General features: G+C 55.8%; 17 protein-coding genes. 12 read left to right on the top strand and 5 right to left on the bottom strand.

Going from position 1 to position 18,761, the window contains the following annotated elements:
* Positions 1 to 95: 95 nt before the first annotated feature.
* Positions 96 to 1,256, top strand: a complete 1,161-nt coding sequence (locus tag WFK85_RS19205) for a methionine aminotransferase (protein ID WP_166990538.1) — start codon at positions 96 to 98, stop codon at positions 1,254 to 1,256.
* A gap of 31 nt (positions 1,257 to 1,287) precedes the next feature.
* On the opposite strand, the gene WFK85_RS19200 is transcribed toward WFK85_RS19205, so the two are convergent.
* From WFK85_RS19200 to upp, 3 genes are all read right to left on the bottom strand, one after another.
* Positions 1,288 to 1,989, bottom strand: coding sequence for a DnaA inactivator Hda (locus tag WFK85_RS19200; protein ID WP_213715630.1), 702 nt, complete (start codon positions 1,987 to 1,989; stop codon positions 1,288 to 1,290).
* A 97-nt stretch (positions 1,990 to 2,086) separates the two neighbouring features.
* Positions 2,087 to 3,373 (bottom strand): uracil permease, encoded by a 1,287-nt coding sequence (gene uraA / locus WFK85_RS19195; protein ID WP_166990535.1) that lies wholly within the window; start codon positions 3,371 to 3,373, stop codon positions 2,087 to 2,089.
* Between the two features lie 85 nt (positions 3,374 to 3,458).
* Positions 3,459 to 4,085 (bottom strand): uracil phosphoribosyltransferase, encoded by a 627-nt coding sequence (gene upp, locus WFK85_RS19190; protein ID WP_008459367.1) that lies wholly within the window; start codon positions 4,083 to 4,085, stop codon positions 3,459 to 3,461.
* Between the two features lie 223 nt (positions 4,086 to 4,308).
* Here upp and purM point away from each other — a divergent pair, with 223 nt between their 5' ends.
* From purM to ppx, 4 genes are all read left to right on the top strand, one after another.
* The gene (gene purM / locus WFK85_RS19185) at positions 4,309 to 5,346 is read left to right on the top strand and encodes a phosphoribosylformylglycinamidine cyclo-ligase (protein ID WP_166990532.1); all 1,038 of its coding nucleotides are present in this window, start codon (positions 4,309 to 4,311) and stop codon (positions 5,344 to 5,346) included.
* Positions 5,346 to 5,984, top strand: coding sequence for a phosphoribosylglycinamide formyltransferase (gene purN, locus WFK85_RS19180; protein WP_039296046.1), 639 nt, complete (start codon positions 5,346 to 5,348; stop codon positions 5,982 to 5,984). The genes purM and purN overlap by 1 nt, the downstream gene beginning before the upstream one ends.
* 173 nt (positions 5,985 to 6,157) lie before the next feature.
* Positions 6,158 to 8,218 carry a polyphosphate kinase 1 gene (gene ppk1 / locus WFK85_RS19175; protein ID WP_166871768.1) on the top strand — a complete coding sequence of 687 codons (2,061 nt, stop codon included), beginning with the start codon at positions 6,158 to 6,160 and terminating at the stop codon, positions 8,216 to 8,218.
* A gap of 23 nt (positions 8,219 to 8,241) precedes the next feature.
* Positions 8,242 to 9,783 (top strand): exopolyphosphatase, encoded by a 1,542-nt coding sequence (gene ppx / locus WFK85_RS19170; RefSeq protein WP_166990529.1) that lies wholly within the window; start codon positions 8,242 to 8,244, stop codon positions 9,781 to 9,783.
* A 1-nt stretch (position 9,784) separates the two neighbouring features.
* On the opposite strand, the gene WFK85_RS19165 is transcribed toward ppx, so the two are convergent.
* Complete coding sequence (locus WFK85_RS19165; RefSeq protein ID WP_166990526.1) at positions 9,785 to 12,046, bottom strand: EAL domain-containing protein; 2,262 nt, start codon at positions 12,044 to 12,046, stop codon at positions 9,785 to 9,787.
* Between the two features lie 356 nt (positions 12,047 to 12,402).
* Between WFK85_RS19165 and WFK85_RS19160 the strand changes: the two genes are divergently transcribed.
* The 6 genes from WFK85_RS19160 (at position 12,403) to WFK85_RS19135 (ending at position 16,971) form a co-directional block, all read left to right on the top strand.
* Complete coding sequence (locus WFK85_RS19160; RefSeq protein ID WP_034809523.1) at positions 12,403 to 12,576, top strand: YfgG family protein; 174 nt, start codon at positions 12,403 to 12,405, stop codon at positions 12,574 to 12,576.
* 146 nt (positions 12,577 to 12,722) lie between these two features.
* Positions 12,723 to 13,142: a VOC family protein gene (locus WFK85_RS19155; RefSeq protein ID WP_166990523.1), complete on the top strand. Its 420-nt coding sequence runs from the start codon at positions 12,723 to 12,725 to the stop codon at positions 13,140 to 13,142.
* Between the two features lie 187 nt (positions 13,143 to 13,329).
* Positions 13,330 to 14,331, top strand: a complete 1,002-nt coding sequence (locus WFK85_RS19150) for a fatty acid desaturase (RefSeq protein WP_008459379.1) — start codon at positions 13,330 to 13,332, stop codon at positions 14,329 to 14,331.
* On the top strand, positions 14,324 to 15,121 hold the full coding sequence (locus WFK85_RS19145) for a phosphate/phosphite/phosphonate ABC transporter substrate-binding protein (protein ID WP_336709021.1): 798 nt from the start codon (positions 14,324 to 14,326) through the stop codon (positions 15,119 to 15,121). The genes WFK85_RS19150 and WFK85_RS19145 overlap by 8 nt, the downstream gene beginning before the upstream one ends.
* A gap of 303 nt (positions 15,122 to 15,424) precedes the next feature.
* Positions 15,425 to 15,931: an AAA family ATPase gene (locus tag WFK85_RS19140; protein WP_336709020.1), complete on the top strand. Its 507-nt coding sequence runs from the start codon at positions 15,425 to 15,427 to the stop codon at positions 15,929 to 15,931.
* 23 nt (positions 15,932 to 15,954) lie between these two features.
* On the top strand, positions 15,955 to 16,971 hold the full coding sequence (locus WFK85_RS19135; RefSeq protein ID WP_336709019.1) for a S66 family peptidase: 1,017 nt from the start codon (positions 15,955 to 15,957) through the stop codon (positions 16,969 to 16,971).
* Here WFK85_RS19135 and WFK85_RS19130 read toward each other — a convergent pair.
* A complete protein-coding gene (locus WFK85_RS19130; protein WP_336709018.1) occupies positions 16,965 to 17,885 on the bottom strand; it encodes a LysR family transcriptional regulator in 921 nt (306 codons plus the stop codon). The two genes, WFK85_RS19135 and WFK85_RS19130, sit on opposite strands and share 7 nt — an antisense overlap.
* 184 nt (positions 17,886 to 18,069) lie before the next feature.
* On the opposite strand from WFK85_RS19130, the gene WFK85_RS19125 reads away from it, so the two are divergent.
* The gene (locus WFK85_RS19125; protein ID WP_336709017.1) at positions 18,070 to 18,687 is read left to right on the top strand and encodes a LysE family transporter; all 618 of its coding nucleotides are present in this window, start codon (positions 18,070 to 18,072) and stop codon (positions 18,685 to 18,687) included.
* Positions 18,688 to 18,761: the final 74 nt, after the last annotated feature.

The raw sequence follows: 18,761 nt of genomic DNA, 5'->3' as shown, positions 1-18,761 counted from the left end.
TAGACGTCTAAGCGTCTTGATTGCTAAATCTTAACATCGTGTTATAGTCCCGGCAACACAGGGAAACACACGCACCACGTTAAGGTCGAAGAATAATGAGCCACTCCCCTTTGATTCCAGAAAGCAAACTGCCGGCGCTCGGCACCACTATTTTCACGCAAATGAGCGCCCTCGCGCAGCAGCACAATGCGATTAACCTTTCCCAGGGATTCCCGGATTTTGACGGCCCGCGCTACCTGCAGGAACGCCTGGCGTTTCACGTCAGCCAGGGCGCAAACCAGTATGCACCGATGACCGGCGTTCCAGCCCTGCGCGAAGCCATCGCCGAGAAAACCGAAGCGCTGTACGGCCACAAGCCGGATGCCAATACTGATATTACGGTCACCGCTGGCGCCACCGAAGCGCTTTATGCCGCCATCACCGCGCTGGTTCGTCCGGGCGATGAAGTGATTTGCTTTGACCCAAGCTATGACAGCTATGCCCCAGCCGTGACGCTTTCCGGCGGCATTCTGAAACGTATTGCTCTCCAGCCGCCGCACTTCCGCGTCGACTGGCAAGAATTTGCTGCCCTGCTGAGCGACAAAACTCGCCTCGTCATTCTTAACACGCCGCACAACCCCTCCGCTACCGTCTGGCGCAAAAGTGATTTTACCGCGCTGTGGCAGGCCATTGCGCAGCACGAAGTCTACGTGCTGAGCGACGAAGTGTACGAGCATATCTGCTTCGACGAAGAAGGCCACGCCAGCGTGCTGGCCCACCCGCAGCTGCGCGAGCGCGCTATCTCTGTGTCCTCTTTCGGCAAAACGTTCCATATGACGGGCTGGAAAGTGGGCTACTGCGTGGCACCGGCGGCCATCAGCGCGGAGCTGCGCAAAGTTCACCAGTACCTGACGTTTGCAGTGAATACCCCGGCGCAGCTTGCGATTGCCGACATGCTGCGTGCCGAACCGGAACATTATCGTGAACTGCCGGAATTCTACCGCGCGCGCCGCGACCGCTTTGTTGAAGCGCTGGCGGACAGCCGGTTTGAAATTTTGCCCTGCGAAGGGACTTACTTCCTGCTGGCCGACTACAGCGCAATCTCCGATCTCGACGACGTGAGTTTCTGCCAGTGGCTGACCAAAGAAGTGGGCGTGGCGGCGATCCCGCTGTCGGTGTTCTGCGCGGATGCTTTCCCGCACAAGCTGATTCGCCTGTGCTTTGCTAAGCAGGAAGCGACGCTGGACGCTGCGGCAGAAAGATTACGCCAGGTATAACGCGACATTCCCCGTCGGCGGACGGGGAAAACTACAGGCTGAGGATCTCTTTGACGAACGGAATAGTGAGTTTGCGCTGGGCGGTAATCGAGGCGTGATCGAGCTGATCGAGCGTCATAAACAGGGTTCGCATTTCGCGATCGAGGCGTTTTAACAGGAAACGCCCCACGTCTTCCGGCAGCTCAAACCCCCGCAACCGGGAGCGCAGCTGCAGCGCCTGCAGCTTGTCGTCATCGGAAAGCGGCTGCAGCTTGTAGATTTGCCCCCAATCGAGACGGGAAGCCAGGTCAGGCAACTGCAGATTAAGCTGGCGAGGCGGCCTGTCACCAGTGATCAGCAGACGCGTTTTCCCGGATTCCAGAATGCGATTATAAAGATTGAAGATCGCCATTTCCCACGGCTCGTCCCCGGCCACGCATTCGATATTGTCGATGCAAACCAGCGACAGCTGCTCCATCCCGTCGAGCACTTCCGGCACAAACCAGGTGCGCTTATCCAGCGGCACATAGCCCACGGCTTCACCGCGCTGGGAAAGCTCTGCGCAGGCCGCATGCAGCAAATGGCTGCGCCCGCCGCCTTCACGCGACCAGAAATAGATGTACCCGCTGTGATCCTGACGGAGTACCGCCTGCAGGGCGGCTAATAAAGAAGGGTTGTCACCCGGCCAGAAACTCGCAAAGGTTTCGTCGTCGGGAAGATAGAGTGGCAGTGAGAGCTGTGCCGGCGTATTCAGAAGTACCTCAACCATAACAGGCAGAAAATCGAAACGAGTCTAACACAGAATGGCTGAGGTTTAGAACCGGGCGAGGATCCGCCCGGCGAGGAAACGATCAGGCCTGCGCGTCGTTGTCTTTCGCGTCAAGCACGACTTCTTCCGGGCGCAGTATGCTGATAAGTTTGAAAATAAGACTCAGGCCCACGCCGACGATGGTCGCCAGCGCCATGCCTTTCAGCTCTGCCGCACCAATGTGCACCTTCGCCCCGCTCACCCCGATGATCAGGATCACGGAGGTCAGGATCAGGTTTTGCGCTTTGCTGTAATCCACTTTGGATTCGATCAGCACGCGAATACCGGAGGCGCCGATCACTCCGTACAGCAACAGAGAAACACCGCCCATCACCGGCACCGGAATGATTTGAATCGCCGCCGCCAGTTTGCCGACACAGGAAAGCAGAATGGCGATAATTGCCGCACCGCCGATAACCCAGGTCGAGTACACGCGGGTGATCGCCATGACGCCGATGTTCTCACCGTAGGTGGTGTTTGGCGTGGAGCCGAAGAAGCCGGAGAACACGGTTGAAATGCCGTTGGCAAACATCGAACGGTGCAGGCCCGGGTCACGAATCAGGTCTTTTTTCACGATATTCGCGGTCACCACAAGGTGACCCACGTGTTCGGCAATAACCACCAGCGCCGCAGGCAGAATGGTGAAGATAGCGAACCATTCAAAGCGAGGCGTATAGAAGGTTGGCAGCGCGAACCAGTGCGCTTCGCGGATGGGCGTCACGTCTACCACGCCCATGGCGAAGGAGAGCGCGTAACCCGCCAGCACGCCGATGAGAATCGGGATAATGGCCATAAAACCACGGAACAGCACGGAACCAAACACCGTGACCGCCAGCGTCACCAGCGAGATAATAATGGTGGTGGAATCCGGGGATGAGCCTTCCGCGGGCAGCAGCCCGGCCATGTTAGCCGCCACGCCCGCCAGCTCAAGACCGATAACCGCCACAATCGCACCCATCGCCGCCGGAGGGAACATCACGTCCAGCCAGCCGGTACCGGCTTTTTTCACAATCAGCGCCACGATGCAGAACAGCACGCCGCACATGATAAATCCGCCGAGGGCTACTTCATACCCCAGCGGCAGCAGCAGCAATACCGGAGAGATAAACGCGAAGCTAGACCCCAGATACGCCGGGATTTTGCCTTTACAGATGAACAGATAAAGTAAGGTGCCAATACCGTTAAACAGCAGCACCGTGGCCGGGTTGATGTGGAACAGAATTGGCACCAGCACGGTTGCGCCGAACATGGCGAACAGATGCTGCAGGCTCAACGGAATCGTTTGCAGTAAGGGCGGGCGTTCACTTACCCCAATGGCGCGGCGGGTCATGTTGTTTTCCTCTAAGTGTTATTTTTAACGAACGGTGTTTGCTTCAATCAAAAAAAAGCCGACTTTCAAAGTCGGCTGATGAATCTTATTTTGTTCCGAATATCTTATCGCCCGCATCACCGAGGCCAGGAATAATGTACCCGTGCTCGTTGAGACCCTGATCGATAGAAGCGGTGTACAGCTCCACGTCCGGGTGCGCTTTTTCCAGCGCGGCGATGCCTTCCGGCGCGGCAACCAGCACCAGTACCTTAATGCTGGTACAACCCGCTTTTTTCAGCAGGTCGATGGTGGCAATCATAGAACCGCCGGTCGCCAGCATCGGGTCAACCACCAGCGCCATACGTTCTTCTATATTAGAAACCAGCTTCTGGAAGTAAGGCACCGGCTGCAGGGTTTCTTCATCGCGGTAAACGCCAACGACGCTGATACGCGCGCTGGGTACGTTTTCCAGAACGCCTTCCATCATGCCAAGGCCAGCACGCAGAATTGGCACAACGGTAATTTTTTTGCCTTTGATCTGGTCGACTTCCACCGGGCCGTTCCAGCCTTCGATGGTGACTTTCTCGGTTTCCAGGTCCGCAGTGGCTTCATAAGTAAGCAGGCTGCCTACTTCAGAGGCGAGTTCACGAAAGCGCTTGGTGCTGATGTCTTGCTCGCGCATCAGGCCCAGCTTGTGTTTGACGAGTGGGTGTTTCACTTCCACGATCTTCATACTCTTTCTCCCCCGAGATAGTTGGCTACCACAAAAAAAATCGCCGGATTATACCGCTTTTTTGCCGCTGCGCTACAGCTAATGGGATGATCGAGATCAACCGGACTGGATTGAGTCTATCTCAGGAATTCTTTTCTTGCCGATGACAAGAGGCTCGCAAACGTTTGCCTCCGCTGTTAGAATTGCCGCGTTTTTCTTATATACCACCCGTGGGGAACGAGCAGTGACCGATAAAACCTCTCTCAGCTATAAAGATGCCGGTGTAGATATTGATGCTGGTAACGCTCTGGTCGACAGAATTAAAGGCGTAGTGAAAAAGACCCGCCGCCCGGAAGTGATGGGTGGCCTGGGCGGTTTCGGTGCGCTGTGCGCGTTGCCTCAGAAATATCGCGAACCGATTCTGGTTTCCGGCACCGACGGTGTGGGGACCAAGCTGCGTCTGGCCATGGATTTAAAACGCCACGACGCGATCGGCATTGACCTGGTCGCCATGTGCGTGAACGACCTGGTGGTTCAGGGCGCCGAGCCGCTGTTCTTCCTCGACTACTACGCCACCGGCAAGCTGGACGTGGATACTGCCGCCAGCGTTATCACCGGCATCGCCGAAGGCTGCCTGCAGTCAGGCTGCTCGCTGGTTGGCGGTGAAACCGCTGAAATGCCAGGCATGTACCACGGGGAAGACTACGACGTGGCCGGGTTCTGCGTGGGCGTGGTTGAGAAGTCTGAAATCATCGACGGGTCTAAAGTTGCCGATGGCGATGTCCTGATTGCGCTGGGTTCAAGCGGCCCGCACTCCAACGGCTACTCGCTGGTGCGCAAAGTGCTGGAAGTGAGCGGCACCGACCCGCTGACCACCGAACTGGAAGGGAAACCTCTGGCGGATCACCTGCTCGAGCCAACCCGCATTTACGTGAAAAACATCCTTGAGCTGATTGAAAACGTGGATGTTCACGCCATCGCCCACCTGACCGGCGGCGGCTTCTGGGAAAACATTCCGCGCGTACTGCCGGACAACACCCAGGCCGTTATCACCGAATCTTCCTGGCAGTGGCCAGCCGTCTTCAACTGGCTGCAGCAGGCCGGCAACATCAGCCGCCACGAAATGTACCGCACCTTTAACTGCGGCGTGGGCATGGTCATTGCGCTGCCGGCGGCAGAAGCGGATAAAGCCGTTGCGCTGATGCAGGCCAAAGGTGAAAAAGCGTGGAAAATCGGTATCATCAAGGCATCTGATTCCGAAGAGCGCGTGGTTATTGAGTAATGAAACACATTGTGGTGCTGATTTCCGGTAACGGAAGCAATCTGCAGGCGATCATTGACGCCTGCCAGCAGAAGAAGATTAACGGCACCATCAGCGCGGTGTTCAGCAATAAGGCCGACGCGTTCGGCCTTGAGCGAGCCCGCGAAGCCGGGATCCCGACCCACGCGCTGGCGGCAAGCGAGTTTGCCAGCCGCGAGGCGTTCGATCGCCAGCTGATGCAGGAGATTGACGCCTACGCGCCGGACGTCGTGGTGCTCGCGGGTTATATGCGCATTCTCAGCCCGGCCTTTGTGGCGCGCTACAGCGGTCGTTTACTCAACATTCACCCTTCCCTGCTGCCGAAATATCCCGGTCTGCATACCCACCGCCAGGTGCTGGAAAACGGCGATGAAGAGCACGGCACCTCCGTGCATTTTGTCACTGACGAACTGGACGGCGGCCCGGTCATTTTGCAGGCCAAAGTGCCGGTATTTGAAGGGGATGATGAGGACGAAATCACCGCCCGCGTTCAGCACCAGGAACACGCGATTTACCCGCTGGTCGTCAGCTGGTTCCTCGACGATCGCCTAAAAATGCGCCAAAACGCCGCCTGGCTTGATGGCGTGCAGCTGCCCCCGCAGGGACATGCAGCAGAATAATTTAACTAAAAAGGGCTTAGGCCCTTTTTTTGTGTCTGTCTCTCATAAAGTTGTCATGGTCAGATGAGAGAGTTTCATCTGCATAGTTGGACATTCTCCGCTAAAGCTCGCCATAATAACTGACGTGACGGTGACGGCATTGCCACGTCCACGAAAACGGAGTGTGAGGACTAATGGGTCAGGATAAGCTGTATATCGAAAAAGAACTGAGCTGGTTGTCTTTTAACGAACGCGTTCTGCAGGAAGCGGCGGACAAGCTCAACCCGTTGATTGAAAGGATGCGTTTTCTCGGCATCTATTCCAATAACCTCGATGAATTCTATAAAGTGCGTTTCGCCGAACTGAAGCGCCGCATTTTAATCAGTGAAGAACAGGGTTCTCCTTCCAACCAGCGCCACCTGCTGAACAAGATTCAGGCTCGGGTGCTGAAGGCCGATCAGGAATTTGACAGCCTGTATAACGAGCTGCTGCTGGAAATGGCCCGCAACCAAATCTTCCTGATTAACGAACGTCAGCTTTCCGAAAATCAGCAAAGCTGGCTGCGCAGCTACTTCAAGCATCAGCTTCGCCCGCACATCACGCCGATTTTGATCAACCGCGATACCGACCTGGTGCAGTTCCTGAAGGACGATTACACCTACCTGGCGGTCGAAATCATTCGTGGGGACAGCATTCGCTACGCGCTGCTGGAGATCCCGTCTGACAAAGTGCCGCGGTTTGTGAACCTGCCGCCGGAAGCACCACGTCGCCGCAAGCCGATGATCCTGCTGGATAACATCCTGCGCTACTGCCTGGACGAGATCTTCAAAGGGTTCTTCGACTACGACGCGCTCAACGCCTATTCAATGAAGATGACGCGTGACGCCGAGTACGACCTGGTTACCGAAATGGAATCCAGCCTGCTGGAACTGATGTCCTCCAGCCTGAAACAGCGTCTGACCGCCGAGCCGGTGCGCTTTGTTTATCAGCGCGATATGCCGGATGCGATGGTGGAGATGCTGCGCGACAAGCTGACCATTTCCAACTACGACTCGATCATTCCCGGCGGACGCTACCACAATTTTAAAGACTTTATTGGCTTCCCGAACGTCGGGAAAGCTAACCTGGTGAACAAGCCGCTGCCGCGCCTGCGCCATATCTGGTTCGATAAATTCCGTAACGGGTTCGACGCCATCCGCGAGCGTGACGTCCTGCTTTACTACCCGTACCACACCTTCGAACACGTCCTTGAGCTGCTGCGCCAGGCCTCCTTCGATCCAAGCGTGCTGGCGATTAAAATCAATATCTACCGCGTGGCGAAAGACTCACGCATTATTGACGCCATGATCCACGCCGCCCATAACGGCAAGAAAGTCACCGTGGTGGTCGAGCTGCAGGCACGTTTTGACGAAGAAGCGAATATCCACTGGGCGAAGCGCCTTACCGAGGCGGGTGTGCACGTTATCTTCTCCGCGCCGGGGCTGAAAATTCACGCCAAGCTGTTCCTTATTTCCCGCATGGAAGGCGAAGAGATTGTGCGTTATGCGCATATTGGGACCGGTAACTTTAACGAGAAAACCGCCCGTCTCTACACGGACTATTCCCTGTTAACCGCCGATGCTCGCATCACCAACGAAGTGCGTCGCGTGTTCAACTTTATCGAAAATCCGTACCGCCCGGTGACCTTCGACTATCTGCTGGTGTCGCCGCAGAACTCGCGTCGCCTGCTGTACGATTTGGTCGATCGCGAAATCAAAAATGCCCAGAACGGGCAGCCTGCCGGGATCACGCTGAAGCTGAATAACCTGGTAGACAAAGGCTTGGTGGACAGACTTTATGCGGCCTCCAGCGCGGGCGTGAAGGTGAACCTGCTGATACGCGGCATGTGTTCGCTGATTCCAGAACTCGACGGGATCAGCGATAATATCCGCGTGCAGAGTATCGTTGACCGCTACCTCGAGCACGACCGGGTCTATATTTTTGAAAACGGTGGCGATAAAAAAGTCTTCCTCTCCTCTGCCGACTGGATGACCCGTAACATCGACTACCGCATTGAAGTGGCCGTCCCGGTCCTCGATCCGCGCCTGAAGCAGCGTATGCTCGATATCATTGATATCCAGCTGAACGACACGGTGAAAGCGCGCATCATCGACAAAGAACTGAGTAATCGCTATGTGCCGCGCGGCAACCGCCGGAAAGTGCGTTCGCAGCTGGCGATCTACGATTATATTAAAACTCTGGAACAACCTGACTAACGCTCTCAGGCGAAGATAAAATTATGCCGATATCAAACCATGCTCCACGGCCGCAGGAATTTGCTGCGGTCGACCTCGGCTCGAACAGCTTCCACATGGTCATTGCCCGTGTGGTGGATGGCGCCATGCAAATCATTGGCCGCCTGAAGCAGCGCGTGCACCTCGCGGATGGCCTCGGGCCCGATAACAAATTAAGCGAGGAGGCCATGGAGCGTGGGCTCTCCTGCCTGGCGCTGTTTGCCGAACGCCTGCAGGGATTTGCAGCAGACAACGTGTGCATTGTGGGCACCCACTCGCTTCGCGAGGCCACCAATGCCGCTGAGTTTCTGAAACGCGCGGAGAAAGTGATCCCCTACCCGATCGAAATCATTCCCGGGAACGAAGAAGCCCGTCTGATTTTTATGGGCGTGGAACACACTCAGCCGGAGAAAGGCCGCAAGCTGGTGATTGATATCGGCGGGGGCTCCACCGAGCTGGTGATCGGCGAAGATTTTGAGCCAATGCTGGTGGAAAGTCGCCGTATGGGCTGCGTCAGCTTCGCACAAAACTTCTTCCCTGGCGGCGTCATCAGCCCGGAAAACTTCAAGCGCGCCCGCATGGCGGCTATCCAAAAACTGGAAACCCTTGCCTGGCAATATCGCCTGCAGGGCTGGAAAGTCGCGATGGGCGCCTCTGGCTCCATTAAAGCGGCGCATGAAGTGCTGATCGAGATGGGCGAAAAAGACGGGATGATCACCCCGGAACGCCTGGACATGCTCCAGCAGGAAGTGCTGAAGTTTAAAACCTTCGACGCCCTGAGCCTGCCGGGCCTGTCCGAAGAGCGTAAAGCGGTGTTTGTGCCTGGGCTGGCCATTCTGTGCGGCGTGTTTGATGCGCTCGCCATCCGCGAGCTGCGCCTGTCTGACGGTGCGCTGCGCGAAGGCGTGCTGTACGAAATGGAAGGCCGCTTCCGCCATCAGGATATTCGCATTCGCACCGCGCAAAGCCTGGCGGAGCAGTACCACATCGACAGCGATCAGGCTCGTCGGGTACTGGAAACCGTTGAACTGCTGTACCAGCAGTGGGAAAAACAGAACCACAAGCTGGCTAACCCGCAGATGGCCGCGCTGCTGAAGTGGGCCGCGATGCTGCATGAAGTCGGGCTGGGCATCAACCACAGCGGGATGCACCGCCACTCGGCCTACATTCTGCAAAACAGCAACCTGCCGGGCTTCAACCAGGAGCAGCAGGTACTGATGGCTTCCCTGGTGCGCTACCACCGCAAGGCCATTAAGCTGGACGATCTGCCGCGCTTCACCCTGTTTAAAAAGAAACAGTTCCTGCCGCTGATTCAGCTGATTCGTCTGGCCACGCTGCTGAATAACCAGCGCCAGGCGACAACCACCCCGCCGACGCTGGTGCTGGAAACCGACGACAACCACTGGAGGCTGCGCTTCCCGCACGACTGGTTCAGCCAGAACACGCTGGTTCAGCTGGATTTGGAGCGTGAACAGCTGTATTGGGAAAGCATGACCGGCTGGAAGCTGACCATCGAAGAAGAGGCCGAAGCGGCGCTCTCCGCCTGATTTACTCCATCAGCCCCTTTGCGTCTTCCGGTGCAGAGGGGCTTTGTTCTTCAGCAAGGCTCTCCAGCGGCTGAGGGCGACCAATCAAATATCCCTGCACATAATCCATGCCCATCGCCCGGACGGCATCTTTCAGCGCCTGCGTTTCCACATATTCCGCCACAACCTGCATCTTCTTCATTCTTGCCAGCTGGCATATCGAGCTCACCACCTGGTAATCCAGGCTGCTGGTTAAAATATTGCGGATAAAGCTGCCGTCAATTTTAAGGATGTCGGCGCTCAGCTCTTTCAGACGCGCATAGCTGGCATAGCCTGTGCCAAAGTCGTCGATAGCCACCCGGCAACCCATGCGCTGCAGCATCTTCAACGTTACATTGGCCTGTTCAAGGTTGGTTAAAGAGTGACTTTCTGTCACTTCAAAAACCAGCTGCCACGGCTCAATACGGTACTTCGCCAGCAAATGCTGCACATCCCCCGGAAGCTGGGCCTGACACACCGAAGCGGGCGTCAGGTTAATGGCGAGCCTGCAGCCCGGCAAACTGTCGCGGTGCTTATCCATAAACTGCAGGGCGGCATTCAGCACCCAGCGGTCAATGCGGGATGAAAGCCCAAATTCATGGGCGACGGGCAAAAAGATATCCGGTGACAGCAGTTCGCCTTTATCGTCGCGCATCCGCAGCAGCACCTCGTAGTAGGCGTCACCCCGTAACCCTTCAATACGCTGCGCCATCAGCACAAACAGGTCCTGATCGAGCGCATGCTGGAGGCGGTTCATCATTTCAACTTTGCGTTTGACCGCATTCTGAATGTGATTGGAGCCTTTTTGCTGCAGGCTTTCGGGCTGTTGCGTAGAGAGCGATACCCCGGCCATGGTGCTTAACTCGCCGAGCAATAAGTAGAGATGGGACACCGGGTGGCGCACAAAGCAATAGCTGATGCCGATTTGCGGCTGCAGCGGCATCCCGTCCCACATAAAGCGGAACCGTCGGGCATGGGCGTACAGAGACTCAATTTTAGCCTGATGAGATTCATAATTGAGGCGCAGGGCGAGATCGTGCCCGGAAAGGTTGTACACCCTCTCGCCGGGCGACAGCTGGCCGCGCAAATATTCCGCCAGCTGCTGTTTGTATTGAATGCGCAGCAAAACGCCGTAGTTTCGCCCCAGCAGCTCCAGCTCGGGAATCGACAAAAATCCCAGCGCGGACCAGGGCGTGTTCCCGAGGTCGCGAGATAACGCGCGTAGATTCGGCATCTGCATCATCGGGTCGATGAACGCCACGCGGCGTGCTTTATAGTGCAAGAAGCGCTGTCGGGTGGTCACCGCCGCCATTAAATAGATGGTGATGGAAAACACCGCATAGCAGGAAGACGCAATCGCCAAATGCAGCTGAAAGCCCATATCCGGCGGCAGGTAATTATGGAACCCGCCGCAGAGAATAATCAGTACCACGGTCCAGGCATTGGTAATAAACAAGAAGCCAAAACGCATCGCCCCCCACAGCATAACGGGCAGAATAAGCGTCAGCGTGTAATCGGTATTAAAAATAGTTTTGTTTTGGCTAATCGGGTACAGCAGCAGCCAAATAAGCAGGCCAATGAGCGCGGCCCAGAGCAGCATTTCACTTCGCGTCACGCCCTTCTGCCGCTGTCCCCGCATGCGGGACCAGAAGCTTTTGATAAAGCGCGGATGCACTATCATTCTTAAAATAAAATAGAAGAACGGCAGCCCGGTTAATCCCCCCACCAGCACGGCCTGGAAATTAATTAATGTCCTGGCGCTCCACGGCGTGGCGGACAGAATAGAAAAACTGCGATCGTACCAGCCTAAAAATAACGCTATCTCGTAGAACACCAGAAATAGCCCGGCGTTAACCAGCACCAGCCAAAACATACGCTGAGCGGTGAGCTGAATCAGGCCGAAGGTCACCGCGCTGCGTCGCGACACAAAATAGCGATAGCAGCACGAACTGACCGTAATCGGCACGATAAAGTGCAGGACGGCCAGCAACGAAATCCACACGCCTTCTGAGGGCAGATAGCGAATCAGCAATGCCAGAACAATGCCCGGAATAGCCGCGCGCCCGAACAGTACGATGCAGGCGGTTAGCAGCGGGAGCGACATGTAAAGCAGGAAAACTCGCCCGCCATCCAGTACCGTCTGCGCGTTAAACGTTGCCACCAGCGGCAGCAGCAGGCTGGGGAGAATCAGGGGCAGTGCCCACCATTTACTTTTTGATTGTTTATACCAGCTAGCCAGTTGCATACATCTTCGCCAAAATCCCTGTTCCTCTTCGGGTATCTTCCGGATATCCTTTCCGGTTCGTTACGGCCCATCTTCCGTCACTGCGGGGGACAAATTTTAGTTCGCCAACATTAAGAATAATTGATGCATATCAGTATCAGTTCAATGAATCACCGCTGAGGTAAAATTCAGACTGAATATGATTCATATTAGTTCACAACAAATTCACCTCATGAATGAAATGCCCATGAATCATTCATTCAGGCCGTTTTTACATGATGAATAATTGACCTGAGTGGTTCTGTGTGACTAAATAGCCCCGTCGCCCGCATCGCCGGGCCAATCTTAAGGACCCCTGCGTGACACAGGTTACGACTATGCAAAGACGAAACCGTTTTAATAATCGCATGACCCGCATTATTCTGCTCATCAGTTTTCTGTTCTTTTTTGGTCGCTTTATTTATTCCTCCATCGGAGCCTGGTACCACCATCAGGATAAAAAAGCAGAAACCCAACAAAGCAGCCAGCAGGTGGACAGCGCTAACCGTTAGTCCGTCGGTTCCCCCTCGCGCTCTTTTAATTTCCTACCACTTGTTCAAAAATGCTCAAGCGCCCCGTTTGCTGGCCCCTCGCCTTGACCTGAAGTTAACTTGAGGTTGTAAAGTCACGCCATCAAAAACAGCTGAATGGGCAGACTATGGAACAGATTGATGTCGGCTTTACCCACGTCGCATTTATGGTGAAGGATCTGGATAAAAGCGTCGATTTCTACCTCCGCTATACCGCAATGAAAGTGATTCACCAGCGCGAACCCGACCTGCCGGACGCACGCAAGGTGGCCTGGCTCAGCGATCGCACCCGGCCTTTTGCGCTGGTTCTGGTGCAGGCAGACAACAACACCGACACGCCGCTGGGGAATTTTGGTCACCTGGGCGTGGCCTGCGCAACCAAAGAAGAAATTGATCGCAAGACGGAAATGGCGAGAGCCGAAGGCGTGCTGCGCAGAGAACCAGAGCAGCTTGGCGACCCGGTGGGTTACTTCGTGTTCTTTGCCGATCCAGACGGTAACACGCTGGAACTCTCCTACGGCCAGCGGGTTGGCATTGAGTCAATGTAAAGCCTGAAGGGCGACCAAAAGCCGCCCTTTTCTGTCGTTATGCCGCTACGCACCTCTGCCTTTATTCTCTCTTTCTGTTTAAGCATTTTATGTTCTAAGCATAGCTATTTATATTCCTATGGGCTTTAGCGGCGACGATTTACTCTCTGCTCAAATCAACGATTAATTGCGGGCAGTGATAAGTTAAATGAGTGGCAGAGCGTCGGTCTATTTACATGAAGAACAACGGGAATTTGTCAGTAAACTGCGGCGTTCGTGGCTGTGGCGCACGGAGCTGCCCACCTGGCTGCTGATTATCACGATTTACGGCGGCTGGTTTGCCACCGTGGCGTGGTGGAAAACCATTGGCCTCTTTCCGGCAACGCTGCTGCTCATCTGGTTAGCCACCTGGTATATGTCGCTGCAGCATGAGCTTTTGCACGGCCACCCGACGCGCTTCCCACGCCTGAACCAGCTGTTCGGGCTGATCCCTTTTTCTATCTGGTATCCGTACGGCACTTATCGCGATCTGCATCTGAAACATCACCAGGATGAAGATCTGACCGTGCCGGAAACTGACCCGGAAAGTTACTACTTTACCCGCCGCCGCTGGCAGCATTTTAGCGGCGTTCAGCGCTTGCTGGTGCGCCTGCGTAACACCTTCCCAGGTAGGCTGCTGCTGACGCCGGTGCTGACCATGCGCTGGACGGCGATCAATATCTGGGAAACTTTCCGCGGCGGTAATCGCCCGGCGATGGCGATGTGGACGGTACATCTGCTGCTGCTTATCCCGGTGCTCGGCTGGCTGGTGAAGCATGATTTCTCGGTGGTTTACTACCTGCTGGTCGTCACCTGGCCGATGCTGGCGATGACCAAAGTCCGCTCTTTCTTCGAACACCGCGCGGCGGAAGATCCCGAGGCCCGGACGGTGATTAACGAAGCAGGCATGTTCTGGCGTCTGCTGTTCTTGAATCTGAACTATCACTCAGTGCACCACGATCTCCCCGGCATTCCGTGGTACGGGCTGCCAACCGTTTACCGCGCGTATAAAGAGGAATACCTGCAGCGGAACCAGGGCTTCTTTGTGAACGGTTACGGCGAGCTGATGCGCGAGCATCTGATTAAGCCGATCCAGGTGGAAATTAACCCGTTCTTCCCGGACGGCCGCCTGGCGCAGGACGTGGTGCCGCAGGAGAAAGCCCATGAGTAAGCTTATCTCGCTGCCGATGTACGACGTGCATCACCCGGATACCGAAGCGCTGGTAGCCACCTTGCGCCTGCTACTGAGCGAAGAAGGACTGGACGGCGACAGTTTGATGTATAGCGAACCCGAAGATCGTCTGAGCCACTGGCAAGACTCGCGGCTGCTGCTCAGCCAGACCTGCGGTTATCCCCTGTGCGTCCTGCTGCCTAACGTGCAGGTCGTCGGTACGTTTCATTATCAGGCGGCAGGCTGCGAAGGGTTTCACTACAGCAGCCAGCTGATTGTGCGTGAAGCCGACGCGGCAAAAACGCTGGCAGATTTCCGGGGCAAGCGCGTCGTCTGCAACAGCGACGACTCCCAGTCCGGCTATCACGGCTTTCGCAGCCTGGTTACCCCGCTGCAAAAAGACGGGAAGTTCTTCTCAGACATCGCCTTTAGCGGCAGCCACCGCCAGTCGCTGGCGGAGGTGCAGGCCGGCACGAGCGATATTGCCGCCATTGATGCAGTCACTCTCGCGCTGGTTGCTCATCACGAACCGGAACGCGTTGCGGGCCTGGTTTCTATCGGCACAACGGCGCTGGCACTGGGTTTACCGATGATCACCTCGGCGCAAACTTCAGCCGTGGAACTGGCGCAGCTGCGCCGCGCGTTGAAACGGCTGGTGAGCGAGCCTGAGTGGCAAGAAGTAAGGGAGGCGTTACTGATAAAAGATTTTAGCGTGACGCACAGGGATGATTATCAGCCCATTAGCGATGCGGCACAGAAAGCGGCGGCAAGTGGACTTGTAACGCTGTAGCTGGTTGGTTTTTAACTTCTCCCACTGAGAATTATGCTTCGCTTTTCGTCCAACGTTTCACTCAGCCACAGCGTCGCTTCTGTTTTTCCCCTCTCCCTGGCAGAGAGAGGGGAATTACAGAAAAATCCTTCACAAATTTCAAAATTATGCCAGGAATTGCCAGCTCTTAACCTCGTAAAAAATATGGTTATATCATATAAAAACAACAAATGAGGTAGCTATTTAAAAGCCATTTCTCACGCTACTATCGTTAAGTACGCGACAAAACGCGCCTGATAATTCCTCCTACAAAAAGCTTATCCGATGAACCAAATACACTTTATTGAAGGCCCGGTTGGTGCGGGTAAATCGACCTACGCTAAAGCCCTGGCCAAAACCGACGGGTTTACCCACATCGCGCTGGACGAGTGGTTCGTGCGGCTCTACAGCCCCGACCGCCCGGCCGGAAATTTTGTGCCCTGGTATGTGGAACGCAAAGACCGGCTGATTGCGCTTATCCTGAGCTATGCCCGCACGGTGCTTGCCACCAACAGCATTGCGCTGGAGCTGGGGTTGATTCAGCAAGGCCCAAGGTTAGCCCTGCTCCGCCAGCTGCAGGAAGAAGGCATTCCGTTTTGCGTACACGTCCTTGACGCGCCCAAAAGCGTTCGCCGCGAGCGCGTACAGCGCCGCAATACCGAACAAGGCGAAACCTTCTCAATGGTCGTGCCGGACGAGATTTTTGAAGTCGCCAGCAGCCTGTGGGAAGCGCCCGATGAGTTTGAACAGGAAGAGTTTGAGTTTGTTTTCCCGGCTACCGCCAGCCGATAACTGACCCACAGGGAGAAGTCGCCATGCCGCAGATTTATGCCCGCCCATTAACGGCGGGGGACACGATCGCCGTGTTTTCCCCCTCATCGGCGGCCACCGCGTTTGCCCCACAGCGCTACCAAAGGGCAAAAGCATTTATTGAGTCGCAGGGGTTCTGTCTGCAGGAGGGCAGCCTGACAGGCAAAAAGGATTACTGGCGTTCTGGCTCTATTCGCGAGCGGGCGGATGAGTTTAATGCCCTTTTGCATGACCCGAACGTGCGCTGCATTATTTCGGCCATCGGCGGCTTAAACAGCAACTCGCTGCTGCCTTATATCGACTACGCGCAGCTGATGAAAGATCCCAAAATCATCATCGGCTATTCGGACGTAACCGCGCTCCTGGCGGGCATCTATCAAAGAACTAGGCTGATTACCTTTTATGGCCCGGCGGTGGTGGCTTCTTTGGGTGAGTTCCCTCCGCTGGTCGACAGCACGTTTGACTATTTCCTCAATATTCTCAGCCGGTCTCAGGCACTGCCTTACACGCTGAGCCAGCCCGCAGCCTGGACCGAGGAAATGCTCGACTGGGAAACACAATCCCGGGCGAAAACTCTGCGTCCGGGCAGCTGGTGCTTCGAGGGCACCGGCAAGGTAGAAGGCCGCGTCATTGGCGGCAACCTGAATACGCTTTACGGCATCTGGGGCAGCGAATACATGCCCGATATCAACCGGGGAGATATTCTGTTTATCGAGGGCAGCCTGCAAAGCGCGGCTGAGCTGGAGAGGGAGTTTTCCCATCTTTTACTGTGCGGCGTGTTCGACCGCATCGCCGCCATTGTGATCGGCAGACACGAGCTGTTTGACGACCAGGGCAGCGGAAAAACGCCGCTGCACATCCTGAGGGAAGTGCTGAATGGCCGCGAGATCCCCATCGTCTCTGATTTTGACTGCTGCCACACGCACCCGATGCTGACGCTCCCGCTCGGGGTGCGGATGCGCATCGACTTTGACACTCAGGCCATGTCCCTGACCAGCCAGTGGCTGGAAGCCGGTCAGTAATCGAAAGCCAGCATGCCCGAGCGCCAGACGCTGGTCGTGCGGATCAGCGCCTTATCGCGCAGGAAATTAATCAGCGTGGCGATCACTCTGTCATGGCGCAGCTCGGGGCGGGTGACGATGAATAAATGGCGGCGCAGCGGCTGGGGCAAATCCAGAATGCGCATATTCTCCGGCACCGGCAGCACCGACAGCCACGGCATAATGGAAAACCCCAGGCCCTGATTCACCAGCCCGACTATCCCGCTGTCGCTGGCCAGCTTATGCACAACCTCATTACGCAGCCCCATCTCACGGCAGCGCTCCACGGCGGGGCTTAAGGTGTTGGCGTTCGGCTGGATAAACGGCAGGTTTTCCAGCTGCTGCCAGCTAAAAGGCTGCCGCAGGCGGAAGCTGCGGGGCAGCATCAGTACGTAAGGATCGCTGATGTACGGCACGCCGTGCAGCGAGTCCGTGTAGCCCTGAATGGTAATGCCGATATCCGCCCGCCCGGACACCACCGCGTCGTTGAGGTGATGGTATTCCGTCGCGCTGTCATCAATATCCAGATGAATATCGGGCAGCGCCGTGGCCAGCGCCTCAAAGTAAGGCGGCAACAGGTTCGCCGTCGCGCTGCGGAAGCAGGCCACCCGCACGCGCCCGGCAAGCTGCGGCGCTTCCGCCGCTGTCTGCTCAATACCGTCCAGAAGCTGCATGATTTTTTTCGCATCTTTGAGGATTTGCATGCAGGCGGCAGTCGGCACGCAGCCGCTGCGCGAGCGATGCAGCAGGCGCACATTTAGCTGTTTTTCCAGTTCGGCAATCGCATGGCTGATGCGCGACTGAGTACAGCCCAATGCTGCGGCTGCGGCGCTGAAACCATTGTTTTCCACTACGGCTATCAGCATTTCCAGCTGATTTAGCTTTATTCCGGCCATATTTTCAGTCAGTTATTGGAAAGAGCAGCTTTCGACAAATCGAAATTCTTCATAGATAAGGAAAACATATCACGCTTTTCGGTTGCCGCCTACCGGCCTTCCTTCCCATCATAAAGCCAGCCAGTACGGCGCATAAAAGCAAGAATGCATCATCTGAACTAAGCACTTTAAGGAAAACCTGAGCATGCCCGGCATCATTCATTACGGCACCTTTGTCGTCTCTTTCATCCTGCTGTTAATCATTCCCGGCCCCGGGAATCTGATCCTGATCACCAGCGCCAGCAAAGGCGGCGCGCGCAGCGGCTATCTCTGCCTGATGGGGATTATTCTGGGTGACCAGGTGCTGCTGTGGCTGGCTATCGCGGGCGTGGCTGCACTGCTCGAATCCTCGCCGCATGCTTTCCAGGTCATCAAGTGGCTGGGTGCCGCTTACCTGCTATGGATGGGTGTGCAGCTGCTGATGAAAGCGAAAACCAGCGCCCCGCCGCCGCCGGTGACCGGTAAAAGAACGCCGTTTTTGCAGGGCATGGTCATTACTCTGATGAACCCCAAACCCATTCTGTTTTACGTGATGTTTCTGCCGCTGTTTATCGACCCGGCGCGCAGCCTGGGGATCCCGACGTTCGCTATTCTGGCCGGTACTGCCGCCGCGCTGACCTTTATCTACTGTTCGATAATGATCTTCCTGACGACTTCGCTTGCAGAGAAAGTGCGTTCGCGGCCGGGCATGGTTTATCTGCTGGGGAAAGCCACCGGCCTGTTCCTGGCGATATTTGCGGTGAAGCTGGCATTTTTTAGCTGAGACAGGACAAGTTATTTACGCCCGATCGCACTGTAATTATTCTGATTAGGCATCTGGCGTTTTACAGAAATATC

Origin of the sequence: Cedecea sp. VD22, from assembly GCF_037150195.1 — a bacterium.
GTDB lineage: Bacteria > Pseudomonadota > Gammaproteobacteria > Enterobacterales > Enterobacteriaceae > Cedecea.
The sequence above is the reverse complement of the archived record's forward strand: the minus strand, read 5'-3'. Positions and strand labels throughout refer to the sequence as shown.

Coding starts and splice junctions, on each gene's coding strand:
- ppx (WP_166990529.1), top strand. CDS start 8,242: ATGCCGATATCAAACCATGCTCCACGGCCGCAGGAATTTGCTGCGGTC.
- WFK85_RS19160 (WP_034809523.1), top strand. CDS start 12,403: ATGCAAAGACGAAACCGTTTTAATAATCGCATGACCCGCATTATTCTG.
- WFK85_RS19155 (WP_166990523.1), top strand. CDS start 12,723: ATGGAACAGATTGATGTCGGCTTTACCCACGTCGCATTTATGGTGAAG.
- uraA (WP_166990535.1), bottom strand. CDS start 3,373: ATGACCCGCCGCGCCATTGGGGTAAGTGAACGCCCGCCCTTACTGCAA.
- ppk1 (WP_166871768.1), top strand. CDS start 6,158: ATGGGTCAGGATAAGCTGTATATCGAAAAAGAACTGAGCTGGTTGTCT.
- WFK85_RS19145 (WP_336709021.1), top strand. CDS start 14,324: ATGAGTAAGCTTATCTCGCTGCCGATGTACGACGTGCATCACCCGGAT.
- WFK85_RS19150 (WP_008459379.1), top strand. CDS start 13,330: ATGAGTGGCAGAGCGTCGGTCTATTTACATGAAGAACAACGGGAATTT.
- WFK85_RS19125 (WP_336709017.1), top strand. CDS start 18,070: ATGCCCGGCATCATTCATTACGGCACCTTTGTCGTCTCTTTCATCCTG.
- upp (WP_008459367.1), bottom strand. CDS start 4,085: ATGAAGATCGTGGAAGTGAAACACCCACTCGTCAAACACAAGCTGGGC.
- WFK85_RS19165 (WP_166990526.1), bottom strand. CDS start 12,046: ATGCAACTGGCTAGCTGGTATAAACAATCAAAAAGTAAATGGTGGGCA.
- WFK85_RS19140 (WP_336709020.1), top strand. CDS start 15,425: ATGAACCAAATACACTTTATTGAAGGCCCGGTTGGTGCGGGTAAATCG.
- WFK85_RS19135 (WP_336709019.1), top strand. CDS start 15,955: ATGCCGCAGATTTATGCCCGCCCATTAACGGCGGGGGACACGATCGCC.
- WFK85_RS19130 (WP_336709018.1), bottom strand. CDS start 17,885: ATGGCCGGAATAAAGCTAAATCAGCTGGAAATGCTGATAGCCGTAGTG.
- WFK85_RS19205 (WP_166990538.1), top strand. CDS start 96: ATGAGCCACTCCCCTTTGATTCCAGAAAGCAAACTGCCGGCGCTCGGC.
- purN (WP_039296046.1), top strand. CDS start 5,346: ATGAAACACATTGTGGTGCTGATTTCCGGTAACGGAAGCAATCTGCAG.